This window comes from Planktotalea sp., assembly GCF_049680325.1.
GTDB lineage: Bacteria > Pseudomonadota > Alphaproteobacteria > Rhodobacterales > Rhodobacteraceae > Planktotalea.
Window position 1 is genome coordinate 12,425 of record NZ_JBAUHO010000115.1, and the last position, 16,278, is coordinate 28,702.

The window sequence follows — 16,278 nt, forward strand, 5'->3', positions numbered from 1 at the left end:
CAATAGGGATACAAAGAGATGCATTGTGCGTCTATAGAAAGATTGTAATGGATACAATTTGGCTGCCCAGCATCGAAAAATTCGAGGGCCCGAAATACAAAGCGCTTGCAAGCTCCATCCGCGCCGCAATTCAGGGCGATGTGCTCAAGCCACGTCAAAAGCTGCCTCCCGTCCGCGATCTGGCTTGGGATCTGAAGATAACGCCGGGCACTGTTGCGCGCGCTTACACGCTGTTAACCGACGAAGGCACGCTAGAGGCCGCGGTCGGGCGTGGAACCTTCGTAGCGGCCAAAAAACTGGCCCCTGTCAACGAACCTGCTTCGGATTATCTTTCTGACGTTGTTATCAAGCCGATCTCTCTGGAAACGCGGCCGGAGGTGGTTCGATTGACCTCGCCTTTGTTGCCTGATGTGGGTCAGGTGAACCTGATCCAGACCTTGATGGCGCGCGTGGCTGCGAATCCGCAATCGGGCGTTATGCACTATCCCAATCGCAAGACTTTCAAACCAGCGCGCTGCGCTGTGCTGCATTGGCTGGAAGGCACACCGCTTGGCGCGATAGATCAAGAGGATATCGTGCTCTCGCATGGCGGACAAAATGGCGTAAGTCTTGCGCTGCAATCCATTCTCAGCGGACCGTCTCCTGTCATTCTTGTGGAAGAATTATCATATCCCGGCTTTCGGCGCGCAGCTGCCTTGCTGCGGGCAGAGGTTATTGCGATTCCGATGGATGAGAACGGCATGATCCCTGAAGCCATAGCTGCAATTGCGAAATTCCATAATGTTCAAGCGATCTGCACCTCTCCCGAGGTGCATAATCCGACGGGGCTCTTTACTCCATTGGAGCGCCGTGAAGATATCGTCGAGGTTGCGCGAGCGCATGATATCCAGATTATCGAGGACGATTGCTACCGCATGGGGCCGACACGCGCACCTGGCTATCGTATGCTTGCACCAGAACGGGGGTGGTATGTGTCCTCCATCTCCAAAACGCTCACTCCGGCGCTGCGCATCGGTTTTGTGGTTGCACCCAAGCCGAACGTTCCTGCTTTGCGCCGCTCCGCAGAGCATGGTTTCTTTGGCTTGGCCACACCGCTTGCGGACCTTGCCGAGCTTTTATTGACAGACCCGCGCGCCGTAACCTGCGCAGAGCAAGTGAACGCGGTTTTTGCCAAATATGTACAAACCTGTGTGAATCACCTGGGAACCTATGATCTCACGTGGAATGAAGATGTGCCGTTTGTTTGGCTCAAATTACCCGAAGGCTGGCGCGCATCAGCGTTTTGCCAAGCTGCGGAAGTGGCCAAAGTTCAAATCCGCCCTGCTGAAGAGTTCGCAGGGCGAGAAGCCCGCGCGCCGCATGCCGTTCGGATCGCGATTAACGCGCAGATCGATCACGACCATTTCGAGGCGGCGATGGTACGTCTGCGCAATTTGCTGGATAATCCCCCTGAACGTATCGGGGTTTGATGGGGTATTATTATACCTATTTTGTAAGGTGTTGTTTTGGCTTAATTAATTGGACTTAACTGCGCTTGACGTGAAAAGCACGACGCGTATAACCAGCCCATTCGCGCGAGGGTTCCTCGCGCTTCGTGATTCAAAAGACCTATAAGGGTATATGTCGATGAAAACCTTCTCTGCAAAGCCAGCAGACATCGAGAAGAAATGGATCCTGATCGACGCCGAAGGCGTTGTTCTGGGCCGTCTTGCTTCGATCGTTGCTATGCGCCTGCGCGGCAAGCACAAGCCGTCGTTCACGCCGCACATGGATATGGGCGACAATGTCATCATCATCAACGCTGAAAAAGTGCAGATGACTGGCAAGAAACGCACTGACAAGAAATATTACTGGCACACAGGCCACCCGGGCGGCATCAAGTTCCGTACAGCGGGCGAGCTGCTTGAGGGTGATTACCCAGAGCGCGTGATGACCAAAGCGGTTCAGCGCATGCTGCCAGGCGGTCCTTTGAGCCGTCAGCAAATGACGAACCTGCGTGTCTATTCGGGCGCAGAGCACCCGCATGAAGCACAAAACCCAGAAGTTCTGGACGTTAAGTCCATGAACTCCAAGAACACACGGGTGTAATAATGGCTGATCAAATCAATTCTCTCGAAGAGCTTGGCGCAGTAGCCGAAGGCGTTGCAGCCGTTGTTGACGTTGCAGAGCCACGCGAACCAGTTCGCGACGAACTTGGCCGCTCCTATGCAACAGGCAAACGTAAAGACGCGGTCGCTCGCGTTTGGATCAAGCCTGGTTCAGGTAAAGTTGTCGTAAACGGCAAAGACATGGCAGCGTATTTCGCGCGCCCCGTTTTGCAGATGATCCTGCGCCAGCCATTCACCATCTCGGGAACTGAAGATCAGTTCGATGTTATGGCGACGGTTAAAGGTGGTGGTCTTTCTGGTCAGGCCGGTGCGGTAAAGCACGGTATTTCCAAAGCCTTGCAGATCTACGATCCATCTTTGCGCGGTGCTTTGAAAGCAGCGGGCTTCCTTACACGCGACAGCCGCGTTGTGGAACGTAAGAAATACGGTAAGCGCAAAGCGCGTCGTAGCTTCCAGTTCTCCAAGCGCTAATCGACGTTACATACATTTTGCAAAGGGCTGCCAATCTGGTGGCCCTTTCTTATTGTGCGCACTTAACGTGCGCGCAGGTTTAGCATGTCCTATTGGACATGCAGATGCCTCCGGCGGGGATATTTAACGAGAGAGGAAACTCTTTCTTAACAGGAATCATTTTGAATAAACCTGCGGTACAGGCGGGGACGCCGATGACCGTGAGAGGGGAAGCGATGCTTCCTTACTGGGGCAGTCTGGTTTTAGGCTGCCTCTTCCTCTCTCCTTAAATATCCTCGCCGAAGGCGAATCTGCATGGGCCATGCCCATGCTTACCCTGCGGCGCGCTTGCGCGCCTCTATTTGGTATCGCTGTCGATCAGACCGAGCCCGCGCAGGTAGATGCCAATCCCTGTTTCAAGCAAGTCTTCAGGCGGAAAGGGGCTTTGTGTGCCAGGACTGTTACGGGCGAACAGCTCGACAACCCCGTGGCTAAGGGCCCAGATATGGGCGCTGAACATGGATGCAGGCGGGCGTTTCTCGGCCGGGATATGTTTGTTGAGATCTTCCGCTGCTTTCTCCAATACACCGCGTGCACGTGTTGAAACGGCTGCCAGCTCTGGCGTTCGGTTTACCGAAATGCCGCTTTCAAACATCGCGATGTAGTGCCCGGGATAACGGCGCGCAAATGCCAGATAGGCGCGCCCCGTTGCTTCAAAAGCGGACAATGCTGAGGGTTGGCCCTTATCATAGGCATATTGCATGACGTCTGCGAAGATTTCATAGCCCTGACGCGCGGCTTCGGCGATCAGATCTTCGCGCCCTTCAAAATGGCGATAAACCGCAGCGGGCGTGACACCAGCCTGTTTTGCGGCTTCTGAAAGCGTGAAACCTGTCGGACCCTTGGCGCGGATAAGCTCCAAAGCGGCTTCCACAAGGGCTTGACGCAGATTGCCATGATGATAGCCGCGCTTTTTAGGCATCCCAGATGTCCGGACCTGCGCAGATGGAGCGATCCAATTGCCCGAGCGCGCTGGTATTCTTATGCGCATAGTCAAATTTTCCAAGGACGTGGCGAATGGCAGAAAGGCGCGCGCGTTTTTTGTCGTCCGAGCGGATGATCGTCCAAGGCGCGGCATCCGTATGGCTGCGCTCAAGGGTTTCTTTGATGGCGTCGCTATATGCGTCCCAACGGTTCAATCCCTCGACATCAATCCAGGACAGTTTCCATTGCTTTAACGGATCGCTTTCGCGTGACAGGAAGCGGCGAAGTTGTTCTTCGCGGCTGACATTCAGCCAGAATTTCACCAGTGTAATGCCTTCATTCACCAGCATCTCCTCAAACAAGGTTACTTGTTCAAAGAAGGCTTCACGCTGCGCTGGTGTGCAAAATTCGAACACATGTTCGACCACGCCGCGATTATACCAGCTGCGATCAAAAAAGGTTATTTCGCCGCCCGCGGGCAAGTGATCGATGTAGCGCTGGAAATACCATTGCGTCGCCTCGCGCTCTGTCGGTTTGGACAGGGCTACAACATTGGCGGATCGCGGGTTCAGGTTTTCGCGAAAGCGTTTGATCGTGCCGCCTTTGCCTGCCGCATCGCGACCCTCAAAGACAATTGCGACGCGTTGACCGCTTTCGCGCACCCAATGTTGGAAGCGCACCAGTTCGATCTGGAGCGCCGCCATTTCTTTTTCATAGGTTTTGCGCTTCATCCGTTCGGAATGGGGATAGCTTGCGCTTAGAATATCGTCCTTGTCTGCGCGCTTGATCGTGTCGCGCAATTTCTGTGGCGCTTTTTCCGCGAAAAACGTGCTGATTGCACCGTCAAATGGCAATTCCATCGTGCCCACTCTCCAATTCGTTTTGTCCACTATGACTGGCGCGCGGCGCTACTTCAATCCAGCGCGGGTTGCTGCGCGCTGAACGGCTGCAATGACCGCGGGTTGCGAGACATGTTGCGGCATATGTCCGATGCCCGACAGGACAGTCAGGTTTGCATTTGTAATTTGATCGACCAGCAGGGCCGAGTGGATCGGCAGGCCAACGATCAGGTCGTGATCGCCATGAAGCAGCTCGGTAGGTTTCGAAATCGCACCATAATGGGGGATCAAGGACTTGATATCTGGCAAAAGCCGTACCCGCTGGCGCGCGTTTGCAACCATGGTTTGACGGCGCAGCGTGATGCCGGGGCCGAAGTATTCGCTATATCCCTCTGGCTCTGCTTGCGGCTCGAAAATCTCTGCCAGCGCCTTGGCGACGTAGCTGTCAGGCACCCATGCGGTCAGGATCGGAACAACGATTGCAGCGCCCAAACGGGTGGAAATTACACGATAAAGCGGGTAAACTGGCGTTGTCCAAGGGTTGGATGGTGCGGCAAGCAAGACAAGGGCCGACATGCGATCCGGATGATGTACTGCCCAGGCCAGCGCGACGGCACCGCCAAATGACTGGCCCAGCACAATCGGGGATTTGGCACCAAGCTGCGCCGCTGCCTGCGATAATAAAGCGGCCTGTTCCTCTAGGGTTTCGCCGCGCGGATGCAGGCGCGGCGTGTAACCAAGGCCCGGGCGATCCAGAACGATGACGCGGAAGTCCGTTTCCAGCTTTTCAACCAACGAAAACGTATAATCGCGCGTCGAGCCTGACGCCCCGTGGATCAATACCAGATCAGGACCTTCGCCGCGCACGACGGCATGGACGCGATGCCCGTTAACTTCGATGAAGGTGCCTTCCGGTGGGTAGGATGCCTCTGCCGCGGCCTCGCGCAGGCCTGCGCGCCACCAGGTAAGCGCCGCGAAAACGAGCAGCGCGATAGCGACATATAGCAGGGCTTTAGCCACCGATCTGCTCAAGATCGTAAGGGGTGGACTGGTATATCTCGTTGATCCAATTGCCATAAAGCAAATGCGCGTGGCTGCGCCAGCGGTTTTGCGGTGTCTGGCTTGGATCGTCATTCGGGTAGTAGTTCATCGGGATGTTAATGGGCGTGCCTTCGGCGACATCACGATCATATTCCTGTTTCAACGTCCCGCTGTCATACTCAAAATGGTTAAAGATATAGAGCGCGCGATGCGCCTGATCTTCCACAAGGCATGGACCAGAGCCTTCGCTGGCAAGCAACGTGGTCAAGCCGGCATGGGCGTCAATTTCATCCTGACGCATTTCGGTCCAGCGGCTGACAGGGATGACGCAATCATCCGAAAACCCGCGTAGGTAAGGCGAGGCAGGCACAAGGTTGCTATGTCGAAAACAACCGAAGGCTTTGGCATCGAGCAAGTGTTTCTGGACGCCATGGAAATAATTTATCATCGCCATGCCGCCCCAGCACACACCCAAGGTAGAATGCACATTGCTTTGTGTCCACTCGAACACTTCGCGCAATTCGTCCCAATAGGTGACATCATCGAAGGGCATATGCTCGATCGGGGCGCCAGTGATGATTAGCCCGTCAAACTTCTCTGACTTTACCTCGGAGAAAGGGCGGTAAAAGCTTTCCATATGCTCGGCGGCGGTATTCTTGGTCTGATGTTCGCTCATCCGGATCAAGGACAGTTCGATCTGCAAGGGGGTTGCACCAATCAGGCGGGCAAACTGGTTTTCCGTCTGAATTTTCTTCGGCATCAGATTGAGAAGCCCGATGCGCAGCGGGCGAATGTCCTGACGCGCCGCTTGATCTTCGGACACCACCATCACGCCTTCGCGCGACAGCACGTCAAAGGCAGGAAGGTCGGATGGCAGTTTGATCGGCATGTGTCTGTTCTCTCAATAAGGCAGGCTGGTCAGATAGGGTTAAGCGGGTTTCGCAGCAAGGGCGTTGGCGATCACATCGACGAAATCACTTTCGGTTTTAATGGTTTCCCAGTCGCTGGCATCAACGGTAATGCCAAAATTGTTTGCCATGGCCTCATAGCGCGGCTGGCGGTGCGCCAGTGCCTGGGCATAGGTCCAGCGGATAAACTCATCTGGATTAACATCGTCGCCTATGGCATTGTTTTTGATTAGGTATTCAGACCATGTGTTTTCCAGAAATTCCGGCTGATAGGACATTGGCTTTGGTGCTTTGTCAAAACGCTTCACCAGCGCATCGGTATGTGCATCGCTGCCTTTGATCCAGACCATCAAACAATCCTGCGCCAAGGCGCTAAGCAACGGATCATCGGGATCACTTGGGTCAACCCATTCGCAAATCGAACCACCCGAGTCGCAGATGAAATGTTCATAGCCATAAATGGATTGCGCGCGGTCAATGAAATGGGCGGTGTCCTTCAGCGCTGCAATCTCGGCAGTGCGGAATTGATCCTGACGGCGTTGGTATTCGCCGATTGGCAAGCCACCCAGCGCAGGGTTGCCGGGCTTTCCCAGATAGGCGGCAACAGGGCGCAGGTCATGGTCATGCACATTGACGCCAAAATGGATCAAGTCCTGCATCAGCATTTCGCGCAGGAAGGCGTTGCCCATTGCTTCGCGCTTGAGATTGTCGATGATGTGTTCGCCCATGTGGCGCGTACCAATGCGGTAATCGACCGAATAGTGGAACCAGCTGCCTTGCTCGGCGAGCAATTCAGACACATAGGTCTTTCCAAGGCCGGACATCGCAAAAATAAGCACACGTTTGTGCGGGGCATCGCGCCAGGCTTGCGCAGAAGGATAAAGCATCGGGCGTTCCCTAAAAAATCGCTGTTGAGCCTTGCTACTTGCCTGCTTGCAGGGCGTCAACGGCGCGCCCGTCAAGGATCACCAAACCGATGGCCAGCAGCCCAAAGCCAAAGTAGGCGCGCGGATGCAGGGCTTCGCCCAGAACCACGCTTCCGAGCACGATCGCAACAGGCGGCACAAGGAGCGTGACAAGCATAAGGTTGCCGCTGCCAGCAAGCGCAAGAATGCGATAATAAAGCAGATAAGCCAGCGCTGTGGCGATCAGCACGTAATAACCAATGGCAAGCCAGGTAATCGGCTCAAGCGCCAGCGTGATCGGCCCTTCAAGGATCCATGCGGCGGGCAACATGATAAGGGTTGATCCCGTTAACATACCCGCCGCCGCGACTTCTGGCGCAAGTCCGCCAAGCCACTTACGTGCCCAAATGCCTGCAAATGCATAGGAAACCGTCCCGCCAATAACTGCAAGTTGCGCGAGGGAGCGGATATCAAAGGCCAGCAAATGCTCAAGCCCGATTGCGGTTGCAACGCCGGCAAAGCCGATCAGAACGCCAATCAATTTGCGCGCGCTCAGATGTTCGTCCGCGAAAAAGAGTGCGGCAAGCAGAACGCCGAAAATAGCCGTTGCGGCATTCAAGATCGAGGTAAGTCCGCTTTCGATGCTCAACTGGCCCCATGCCATCAATGAAAACGGAATCGCATTGTTAAGCAGTCCCATGCCGAGAAAGCCGATCCAAACCCGCGGCTCTTTGGGAAAAGATAAACCGCGCAGCCACACATAGCCCCAAAGCAAACACATGGCCCAGCCCGTGCGATGTGCGACCGATGTCAGAAATCCCACCTCATCAAGCGCGATGCGGATCGACAGGAACGAGCCGCCCCAGATCAATCCGAGCAGCGCCAGCAGGGCCCAGGCGAGCGGCGTTATGTTTTTTGATTGGCTCATAGCTTGCTTGTTGCGCGCTGCGCGGCAACGCTCAATCCGAAACCTGCGCTTTGCGTGTTTCGGACCAGATATTGTAATAGTTGCCCGCGAAAATCAGTGCAGCGCCCGCAAAAACCCAAAGATCCAGCGCTTCTCCAAAGACGAACATCGCGATCACTGCAATCATGGGCAGGCGGGTGAAATCAATCGGCATGACAACTGTTGCAGGTGCGATGGAAAGCGCCTTGGTCAGGCAAAAATGGGCGATGAGGCCAGCCAGTCCCACCAGAATCAAAAGCGGCGCGCTCTGCAAGGTGGGAATTGCGATCTCACCGTCATAACCCGCACAAATCAATCCGAAAACCGCTTGCGTCACAGTGAGGTAAACCATGATGCAGGTTAGCGTTTCGGAGCGGGTCAATCGTTTGGACATCATGCCTGTCAAAGCAAAACAGATCGCCGAAAGCGCGGCAGCGATGATCCCGATATTGATCGGCGTTGCCCCGGGGCGTGTGACCAATAGTATTCCGATGAAACCCAGTACCGCCGCGATGACACGCGGCCGTGTCAAACGCTCGCCAAGCAAAAGCGGCGACAGGATTACCACCCAGATGGGCGAGGTGAATTCCAGCGCGAACACCTGCGCTAACGGAATGATTGTCAGCGCGAAAAACCACAGGTTCTGCCCCGCAAAATGAAACAGGTTGCGCAACAATTGCAGCGGTGCACTGGCGCGGGTGACTTGGCCAAGGGTGCCAAACATGCTCGCAGCGATGAAAACAACAACCATACCCGTGAGCGAGCGATATAGCATGATCTCGAACGTATCATACCCGTCCGCAAGCCAACGGCCCGCAACAGCCATGAACGAAAACGAAAGGATAGAGCCGATCATCCAGATCGCTGCGCGCAGCTCGGGGGCCAATCCGGTCTTCATTTTGCCGTTAAACTCACCCCGTAGGGCCGTTTTGATCCTATTCCCATTCGATCGTTCCGGGAGGTTTGGATGTTATGTCATAGGTGACGCGGTTGATACCCGGCACCTCGTTGATGATCCGCGTGGCGGTTTCACCAAGGAAATCATGTGTGAACGGATAGTAGTCCGCGGTCATACCATCTACCGATGTCACCGCGCGCAAGGCGCAGGCAAAATCATAGGTGCGCCCGTCGCCCATAACGCCAACTGTGCGCACAGGCAGGATCGCAACAAAAGCCTGCCAGATGTCATCGTACAAGCCATGTTTGCGGATCTGGTCAATGTAAACGGCATCGGCTTCACGCAGGATATCAAGCTTGGCGCGGGTGATTTCCCCCGGGCAGCGGATTGCAAGGCCAGGGCCAGGGAAGGGATGGCGGCCAATGAAAGAGGCAGGCAGACCCAGCTCGCGACCCAGCGCGCGCACTTCGTCCTTAAACAGCTCGCGCAGCGGCTCAACCAGCTTCAGACCCATCTTTTCAGGCAAACCGCCTACGTTATGGTGCGATTTGATCGTAACGGACGGGCCGCCAGAAAAGCTCACGCTTTCAATGACATCGGGATAGAGCGTGCCTTGCGCCAAGAACTCCGCACCCTCGATTTCACCCGCGTATTTCTGGAAAACGTCGATGAACAAACGCCCGATGATCTTGCGCTTGGTTTCTGGATCGCTTTGCCCATCCAGCTCGCCAAGGAACAATTCCTGTTCCTGCGCGTGAATGAACTGCATGTTATAATTGTCGCGGAACATGGCGACGACCTCGTCAGCCTCGCCTTTGCGCAGCAAACCGTGGTCGACAAAAACGCAAGTTAGCTGATCGCCAATGGCTTCGTGGATGAGGACCGCAGCAACAGAGCTGTCAACGCCGCCAGACAGACCGCAGATGACGCGTTTGTCGCCAACCTGCGCGCGGATCGCTTCGATCGCTTGTTCGCGGTAGGCGTCCATCGTCCAATCGCCCGTGAACCCGGCAAGCTTGATGAAATTCTCATAAAGCTTTGCGCCATTGGGCGTGTGGTGGACTTCGGGGTGAAACTGCACTGCATAGAAATTGCGCGCGGCGTCGCCAGTGATGGCATAGGGCGCGTTAGGCGAGGTGCCGAACACCTCAAAGCCGGGTGCCAATGCCGAGACGTGATCGCCGTGGCTCATCCAGACCTGCTCTTTACCGTTCGCAAACCAGCCATCCAGCAAGGGCAGTGTACCTTCAGGCGTCACAAAGGCGCGGCCAAATTCAGCAGTGCCGCCACCGCCAGAGATTTTGCCGCCCTCAACCTTGCCGCCCAGTTGCTGCATCATCACTTGCTGACCGTAGCAAATGCCAAGAACCGGCACGCCAAAGCTGAACAGGCTGCCGGGTGCGCGGGGGCTACCCTCGCGGGTAACGCTGTCAGGGCCGCCGGAGAGGATCACCGCTTTGGGTGCAAACTCTGCCAGAAACGCGTCCGTTACGTTCTGATATGGGTGGATTTCGCAAAAAACATTCAACTCGCGCAAACGACGCGCAATAAGCTGCGTCACTTGGCTGCCAAAGTCGATAATCAGAAGGCGGTCATGGGATATCTCTGTCATATGGCTCTGTTATTGTGCAGGCGCGTCCTTCGCAAGAGAGTGACCCCGCTTGGCATGCAAAAACTTTGAATCTCATGCCATATGTCGGAATTGCATCTGAAAGGACGCTAACTGCGCGCGCGCAGACGGTTTCGCGCGCTATTTGATAGCAGGTAGAGGCATTGCAGGGCGATTTGCCCTTAGTCACGAGGATCAGATCATGGCAGAAGCAGCAACACGCGGGCGCCGCGCACGCGGTGGTGGTGGCGCAGCGCGACGTGCAGAGCGCACAAGCGTCAGTTTCGATACGGCCAAATATATCGAACGCAATATCCCGAATTTCGAAATTCTGACCGAAGAAGCGCTTCAAATCATTGAAGCCAACGCCGAGCAGATTCTCGAAGAGGTCGGCGTGAACTTCGTCAATAACCCCGCTGCGCTAGAGCGTTGGCGCGAAGCAGGCGCAGATATCGAGGGCGAGCGCGTTCGCATCCCCAAAGGTCTGGCGCGTCAACTTTGCAAGACGGCACCTGCCAGCTACACGCAGCACGCGCGCAATCCCGAGCGTAATGTGGTTATCGGCGGCAACACATTGGTGTGCGCGCCTGTTTACGGACCGCCCTTTGTACGCGATGCCGTCGGTGGCCGCCGCTATGCGACAATGGATGATTTCAACAAATTCGTGAAACTTGGCTACATGTCCAAGTGGCTGCACCATTCTGGTGGCACCGTTTGCGAGCCGACAGATATTGCCGTGAACAAACGTCACCTTGATATGCTGCATGCCCACATGACGCTTAGCGACAAGCCGTTCATGGGCTCTGTGACGGAACCGAGCCGTGCGCAGGATTCTGTGGATATGTGCGAAATTCTGTTCGGGAAGGACTTCGTTCAGGAAAACACAGTGATGACCTCGCTGATTAACATCAATTCCCCGATGACATTTGATGATGTGATGATGGGAGCTTTGGAGGTCTACGCGGCGAACAATCAGGCCTGCATCATTTCGCCCTTTATTGTTGGCGGCGCGATGGCGCCTGTGTCTGTGGCGGGGACTTTAACGCAGGTTCTGGCCGAGGTTCTGGCGGGCATTGCCTATAGCCAGCTTGTGAAACCGGGGGCACCTGTCATTTTCGGGGCCTTTGTAACATCCATCGACATGAATTCCGGCGCGCCAACATTCGGCACGCCCGAGGCGAGCCATATCCTTTACGGGGCAGGGCAGTTGGCCCGCCGTATGGGGCTGCCATTCCGTTCCGGTGGTGGTTTGTGTGGCTCCAAAATGCCAGATGCTCAGGCGGCCTACGAAACGGCGCATACACATAATGCAGCGCTGCTTGGCGGTGTGAACTTTATGTTGCATGCCTGTGGCTGGCTTGAGGGTGGCCTTGTGTCATCCTTCGAGAAATTCGTGATGGACGCGGATCAACTTGGCATCTTGCACCATCTTGCCAGGGGCATTGCCCATGACGAGAACGCCCAAGCCATGGATGCTATCCGCGAGGTCGGTCCCGGCGGTCACTACCTTGGCTGCGAGCATACGCAAGCCAACTTCAAGCAGGCCTTCTGGCGCACAGAGCTGTTTGACTACAAACCGTTCGAGACGTGGCAGGACGATGGCGCGCGCGATACGCAGGCTTTGGCGAGCGCACGGGTCGAGAAAATGCTGGCCGATTACCAACAGCCCGCACTTGATCCAGCGATTGCAGAGGCGCTTAGCGCCTATATTGCAGCCAAAAAGGATTCGATGCCCGACGCATTCGTCTAATTTGGGTCCTTTACCTCAGCAATGCGCCGTGCTTCGGCGATCAATGCGATTAGAACTTCAACATGACGCGCGGCGCTGTAGGCAGCATCGCGCGTTTTGCGTAGGCTGTTAAGGTGGCTCTCCATATCGCAGAGCGTGACCAGAACAGCGTGATTTTTTGCAGGCACCGGCCCCTGCAATATACGCGGCAGATGGGTCTTGCGGCGGTAATCCTTCAGCCCGAACCGCGCTGCATTTACCAATAAAGGCGGTCGTTTAAGGCGCGCAATTTGCGTTTGAATGTCGAGCATCTGGTAATCCTTTCGATCTGTCGATTGAATCACAGATTATGCAACTTATGGGTGTGTTGCCTGAGAACCCTTTTATGCGCGCGCCCCGTTCATTTTTGTTTATCTTTTAGAAACAATGCTTAACGAAACGGTGATTGTTAACGAATGAGTAACAAATACCGTTCAGGTTGTGGATAAATCTTTAATAAGATGTGTATAACAAGGTCAATCTAAGTGACATACCTCTCTTCAAGTTGCTCGCCGCGCGGGGGAACCCCCGATGCAAAATCGCCTTTCCCCATGTGGGTTCCAGAGCCAGTTCAAAGGTATCTGAGCCATACCGAAGAAGGATTGACCATTCGCGAAGTCGCGCGTCGCTCGGGCTGCCATGCTTCGACGGTTCTGCGGCAAATTCGCAAGATTGAAGTACGCCGTGATGATCCGCTTGTGGATCGCGCACTTCAGGTACTCAGCGAAAAGGTTTTCCATGGCCCCGACAATCATTCCGCCAAGGAGAGACAATACATGGGTGACATTGCGGGCATCACAGCCGCTGGTTCAGCAAACGAGCGAGCACAGGGTCATATTGGCCAAAGTGACGAGATCGAGCGCCAAACGCTGCGCGTACTAAAACGTCTTTGCGAAGCTGGCGCGGTTCTGGCGGTTGCGGAAGGAATGGACACGGCGGTTGTCGTGCGTGAAACCCAAGGCGGCGCAACCAGTAAAACCGCCTCGGTTTCAGCTGAGTTCGTGGCCGTTATGGCATTGAATTCGTGGGTGGAATGCCCGCAACCTGCCCGGATTTCGCGATACAGGATCACCGCGCAGGGGCGCGCGAAACTGAGCGAGCTGTCTGAGAGCCATGCCCAAGATGCTTTTGGCGAAGCAGAGCAGGGCGCACCGCAGGGCAGCGGCAAGCGTCGGCGCGTGCGCTATAGCGTTGCCGAATCCCCTGTAATTGCGCTGTCACGGCGCAAGACCAAGGACGGGACACCGTTTCTATCCGAGGCGCTGGTAAATGCGGCAGAGCGTTTGCGCGAAGATTTTGAATTGGCGCAGATGGGGCCGCGCGTGACGCAGAACTGGGACAGCTTTCTGACGGCCGGCAGCGATGCAGGCACATCAAATGGCCAGTCCGGCGGCAACCTTGGCCCTGGCGATGCACGCGAACGCGTGGCCAAAGCCCTTGCTTTCCTCGGGCCCGGCCTTGGCGATATGGCACTGCGCTGTTGTTGCCAGTTAGAGGGGCTGGAAAGCGCTGAAAAGCGCATGGGCTGGTCGGCGCGTTCGGGAAAGATCGTGCTGCGCATTGCTTTGCAACGTCTGCGACAGTTCTATGAGGTCGAATTGGGCGACGTGTTGATCGGTTAAAACGGGCTTTGCTTGCGCGCATAGCAAAGCGGCTATGCGCCGCGCTGTCTGGCTGTTAAAAGAATGTATGATATGTGAGCGACATTCTTTTGCAGCGAGGCCTTCTTCATGCGCGATCTGAAAATTCCCGACCAGCGCCACCCTGAAAAGGCGCATCGCCCGGATAATGCACAGCCGAAAAAGCCTGCCTGGATTCGCGTGAAGGCGCCGACCGGGAGTGGGTATAAAGAGACCCGCGATATTCTGCGAGAAAACAAGCTGGTGACAGTGTGCGAAGAGGCCAGTTGCCCCAATGTGGGCGAGTGCTGGAATCAGGGTCACGCCACCATGATGATTATGGGCGAGATCTGTACGCGCGGCTGTACGTTCTGCAATATCGCGACGGGCAAGCCCGACGCCTTGGATGCGTTCGAGCCGGGCCGCGTCGCCCATGCTGTTGAAACGCTGGGCTTGAACCATGTTGTCATTACCTCTGTGGACCGCGATGATCTGGCCGACGGCGGCGCAGAGCATATCGCGCAAACCATCCGCGCTGTGCGTCATCGCTCGCCCGAGACAACGATCGAGGTGTTGACGCCCGATTTCCTGAAATGCCCTGTCAGCGCGGTTGAAGCGGTCGTAGAAGCGCGCCCTGATGTGTTCAACCACAACCTTGAAACCGTGCCCGGCCTTTATCCGACTGTGCGCCCCGGCGCGCGATATTTCCATTCTTTGCGCCTGTTGCAGCAGGTCAAGGAAATGGACCCGACGATCTTTACGAAGTCGGGTATTATGGTCGGCCTTGGCGAGGAAAAGCAGGGCGTGAGCCAGGTCATGGACGACATGCGCGCCGCTGACGTGGATTTCCTGACGATTGGCCAGTATTTGCAGCCAACACCCAAACACCACCGCGTTGCGCGTTTTGTGGAGCCCGACGAGTTCAAAGCCTACGAAAAAGCGGCCTGGGGCAAGGGATTCTTGATGGTTTCGGCCACGCCTTTGACGCGTTCGTCCTACCATGCGGGGGACGATTTTGCGCGCTTGCGCGATGCAAGGGCCGCAAAACTGGGATAAATCCCGCTATTCCCGATAAATCACGATCCAAGCGCGGCAATAGGGCTTGCGCTTCATATAAGCGTATTTTACACGCGCTCTATTAAATCCCGCAGGTGGGGTTGGGCTTTTGGGGGAGAAATCCCCAAATGTCCGCCGGTTTGAACATCCGTTCATACCCCCACCAAGGCGAAACCGGAAAAGGAAAACGACATGGCTCTTCCAGAGTTCACCATGCGTCAGCTGCTTGAAGCAGGCGTACACTTCGGCCACCAGACACAGCGTTGGAACCCACGTATGGGCCCGTTTATCTATGGTGCGCGTAACGGCATTCACATCATGGATCTCACGCAGACCGTTCCAATGCTCGACGCAGCGTTGAACGCGATCCGCGACACCGTCGCCAAGGGCGGCCGCATTCTGTTCGTTGGCACAAAGCGTCAGGCAGCAACGCCTATCGCAAACGCAGCTGAGCAGTGCGCACAGTATTACATGAACCACCGTTGGCTCGGCGGTACGCTGACAAACTGGAAAACTGTTTCCCAGTCTATCAGCCGCCTCAAGTCTATCGATGAGAAGTTCGAGACAGGCTTTGAAGGTCTGACCAAGAAAGAGCGTCTCGGCATGGAGCGCGATCAGGGCAAATTGCAAGCATCCCTCGGCGGTATCCGCGAGATGGGTGGCACACCTGATCTTCTCTTCGTAATTGACGTGCGTAAAGAAGCGCTCGCAATTGCAGAAGCGAACAAGCTGGGTATTCCTGTTGTTGCAATCGTTGACACCAACTGCTCGCCAGACGGTATCGATTACATCATCCCGGGCAATGACGACGCGGCACGTGCAATTGCACTTTACTGCGATCTGGCAGCCCGCGCTGCGCTTGACGGCATGTCCGCACAGCTTGGCGCCGCTGGCGTTGACCTTGGCGCGATGGAAGAAGCACCTGTTGAAGAGCTTGCTGCGGAAGCGGCACCAGAAGCACCAGCAGCCAGCTAATTGCGCTGATCTTGCGGGGGCAGGGTAGCCCGCCCCCGACATTCCCAATTTTAGGAGACATCAAAATGGCAATCACAGCAGCCATGGTGAAAGAACTGCGCGACACATCTGGCGCAGGCATGATGGACGCCAAAAAGGCGCTCACAGAAACAAAAGGCGATATGGAAGCAGC

16 protein-coding genes and 1 pseudogene are annotated in these 16,278 nt (G+C 55.7%); 8 read left to right on the plus strand and 9 right to left on the minus strand.

Annotation, left to right across the window (positions count from 1 at the left end):
- Positions 1 to 47: 47 nt before the first annotated feature.
- The 3 genes from WBC85_RS04940 to rpsI all read left to right on the plus strand — a co-directional run bounded on the left by WBC85_RS04940 (position 48) and on the right by rpsI (position 2,579).
- Positions 48 to 1,469, plus strand: a complete 1,422-nt coding sequence (locus tag WBC85_RS04940) for a PLP-dependent aminotransferase family protein (RefSeq protein WP_424433566.1) — start codon at positions 48 to 50, stop codon at positions 1,467 to 1,469.
- Between the two features lie 157 nt (positions 1,470 to 1,626).
- Positions 1,627 to 2,088, plus strand: coding sequence for a 50S ribosomal protein L13 (gene rplM, locus WBC85_RS04945; RefSeq protein ID WP_424433568.1), 462 nt, complete (start codon positions 1,627 to 1,629; stop codon positions 2,086 to 2,088).
- 2 nt (positions 2,089 to 2,090) lie between these two features.
- Entirely contained in the window at positions 2,091 to 2,579 is a 489-nt protein-coding gene (gene rpsI / locus WBC85_RS04950) for a 30S ribosomal protein S9 (protein WP_424433570.1), read from the plus strand.
- Between the two features lie 337 nt (positions 2,580 to 2,916).
- Here rpsI and WBC85_RS04955 read toward each other — a convergent pair whose 3' ends face one another.
- The 8 genes from WBC85_RS04955 to guaA are packed head-to-tail and all read right to left on the minus strand — an operon-like array spanning position 2,917 to position 10,691.
- Positions 2,917 to 3,540, minus strand: a complete 624-nt coding sequence (locus tag WBC85_RS04955; RefSeq protein ID WP_424433572.1) for a TetR/AcrR family transcriptional regulator — start codon at positions 3,538 to 3,540, stop codon at positions 2,917 to 2,919.
- Positions 3,533 to 4,402 (minus strand): polyphosphate kinase 2, encoded by an 870-nt coding sequence (ppk2, locus tag WBC85_RS04960; RefSeq protein ID WP_424433574.1) that lies wholly within the window; start codon positions 4,400 to 4,402, stop codon positions 3,533 to 3,535. Before ppk2 ends, WBC85_RS04955 begins: the two co-directional genes overlap by 8 nt.
- 48 nt (positions 4,403 to 4,450) lie before the next feature.
- Positions 4,451 to 5,401, minus strand: coding sequence for an alpha/beta fold hydrolase (locus WBC85_RS04965; protein WP_424433576.1), 951 nt, complete (start codon positions 5,399 to 5,401; stop codon positions 4,451 to 4,453).
- The gene (metA, locus tag WBC85_RS04970; protein WP_424433578.1) at positions 5,394 to 6,311 is read right to left on the minus strand and encodes a homoserine O-acetyltransferase MetA; all 918 of its coding nucleotides are present in this window, start codon (positions 6,309 to 6,311) and stop codon (positions 5,394 to 5,396) included. Before metA ends, WBC85_RS04965 begins: the two co-directional genes overlap by 8 nt.
- A 39-nt stretch (positions 6,312 to 6,350) precedes the next feature.
- Positions 6,351 to 7,217 (minus strand): ATPase, encoded by an 867-nt coding sequence (locus tag WBC85_RS04975; protein ID WP_424433580.1) that lies wholly within the window; start codon positions 7,215 to 7,217, stop codon positions 6,351 to 6,353.
- Between the two features lie 34 nt (positions 7,218 to 7,251).
- Positions 7,252 to 8,163, minus strand: a complete 912-nt coding sequence (locus WBC85_RS04980; protein ID WP_424433582.1) for a DMT family transporter — start codon at positions 8,161 to 8,163, stop codon at positions 7,252 to 7,254.
- A 31-nt stretch (positions 8,164 to 8,194) separates the two neighbouring features.
- Entirely contained in the window at positions 8,195 to 9,079 is an 885-nt protein-coding gene (locus WBC85_RS04985; protein WP_424433584.1) for a DMT family transporter, read from the minus strand.
- A 37-nt stretch (positions 9,080 to 9,116) separates the two neighbouring features.
- Positions 9,117 to 10,691, minus strand: coding sequence for a glutamine-hydrolyzing GMP synthase (guaA, locus tag WBC85_RS04990; protein WP_424433586.1), 1,575 nt, complete (start codon positions 10,689 to 10,691; stop codon positions 9,117 to 9,119).
- A 199-nt stretch (positions 10,692 to 10,890) separates the two neighbouring features.
- Between guaA and WBC85_RS04995 the strand changes: the two genes are divergently transcribed.
- Positions 10,891 to 12,438: a trimethylamine methyltransferase family protein gene (locus WBC85_RS04995; protein WP_424433588.1), complete on the plus strand. Its 1,548-nt coding sequence runs from the start codon at positions 10,891 to 10,893 to the stop codon at positions 12,436 to 12,438.
- Here the strand turns inward: WBC85_RS04995 and WBC85_RS05000 are convergent.
- Positions 12,435 to 12,728 (minus strand): DUF6477 family protein, encoded by a 294-nt coding sequence (locus WBC85_RS05000; RefSeq protein ID WP_424433590.1) that lies wholly within the window; start codon positions 12,726 to 12,728, stop codon positions 12,435 to 12,437. The two genes, WBC85_RS04995 and WBC85_RS05000, sit on opposite strands and share 4 nt — an antisense overlap.
- Positions 12,729 to 13,007: 279 nt before the next feature.
- Here WBC85_RS05000 and WBC85_RS05005 point away from each other — a divergent pair, with 279 nt between their 5' ends.
- From WBC85_RS05005 to WBC85_RS05020, 4 genes and pseudogenes are all read left to right on the plus strand, one after another.
- Positions 13,008 to 14,078 carry a DUF6456 domain-containing protein gene (locus WBC85_RS05005; RefSeq protein ID WP_424433592.1) on the plus strand — a complete coding sequence of 357 codons (1,071 nt, stop codon included), beginning with the start codon at positions 13,008 to 13,010 and terminating at the stop codon, positions 14,076 to 14,078.
- A 108-nt stretch (positions 14,079 to 14,186) separates the two neighbouring features.
- Positions 14,187 to 15,131, plus strand: a complete 945-nt coding sequence (gene lipA, locus WBC85_RS05010; protein WP_424433594.1) for a lipoyl synthase — start codon at positions 14,187 to 14,189, stop codon at positions 15,129 to 15,131.
- A gap of 192 nt (positions 15,132 to 15,323) precedes the next feature.
- Positions 15,324 to 16,106 carry a 30S ribosomal protein S2 gene (gene rpsB, locus WBC85_RS05015; protein WP_424433596.1) on the plus strand — a complete coding sequence of 261 codons (783 nt, stop codon included), beginning with the start codon at positions 15,324 to 15,326 and terminating at the stop codon, positions 16,104 to 16,106.
- A 65-nt stretch (positions 16,107 to 16,171) separates the two neighbouring features.
- A pseudogene (locus WBC85_RS05020) lies at positions 16,172 to 16,278 on the plus strand (translation elongation factor Ts); the annotation flags it as partial.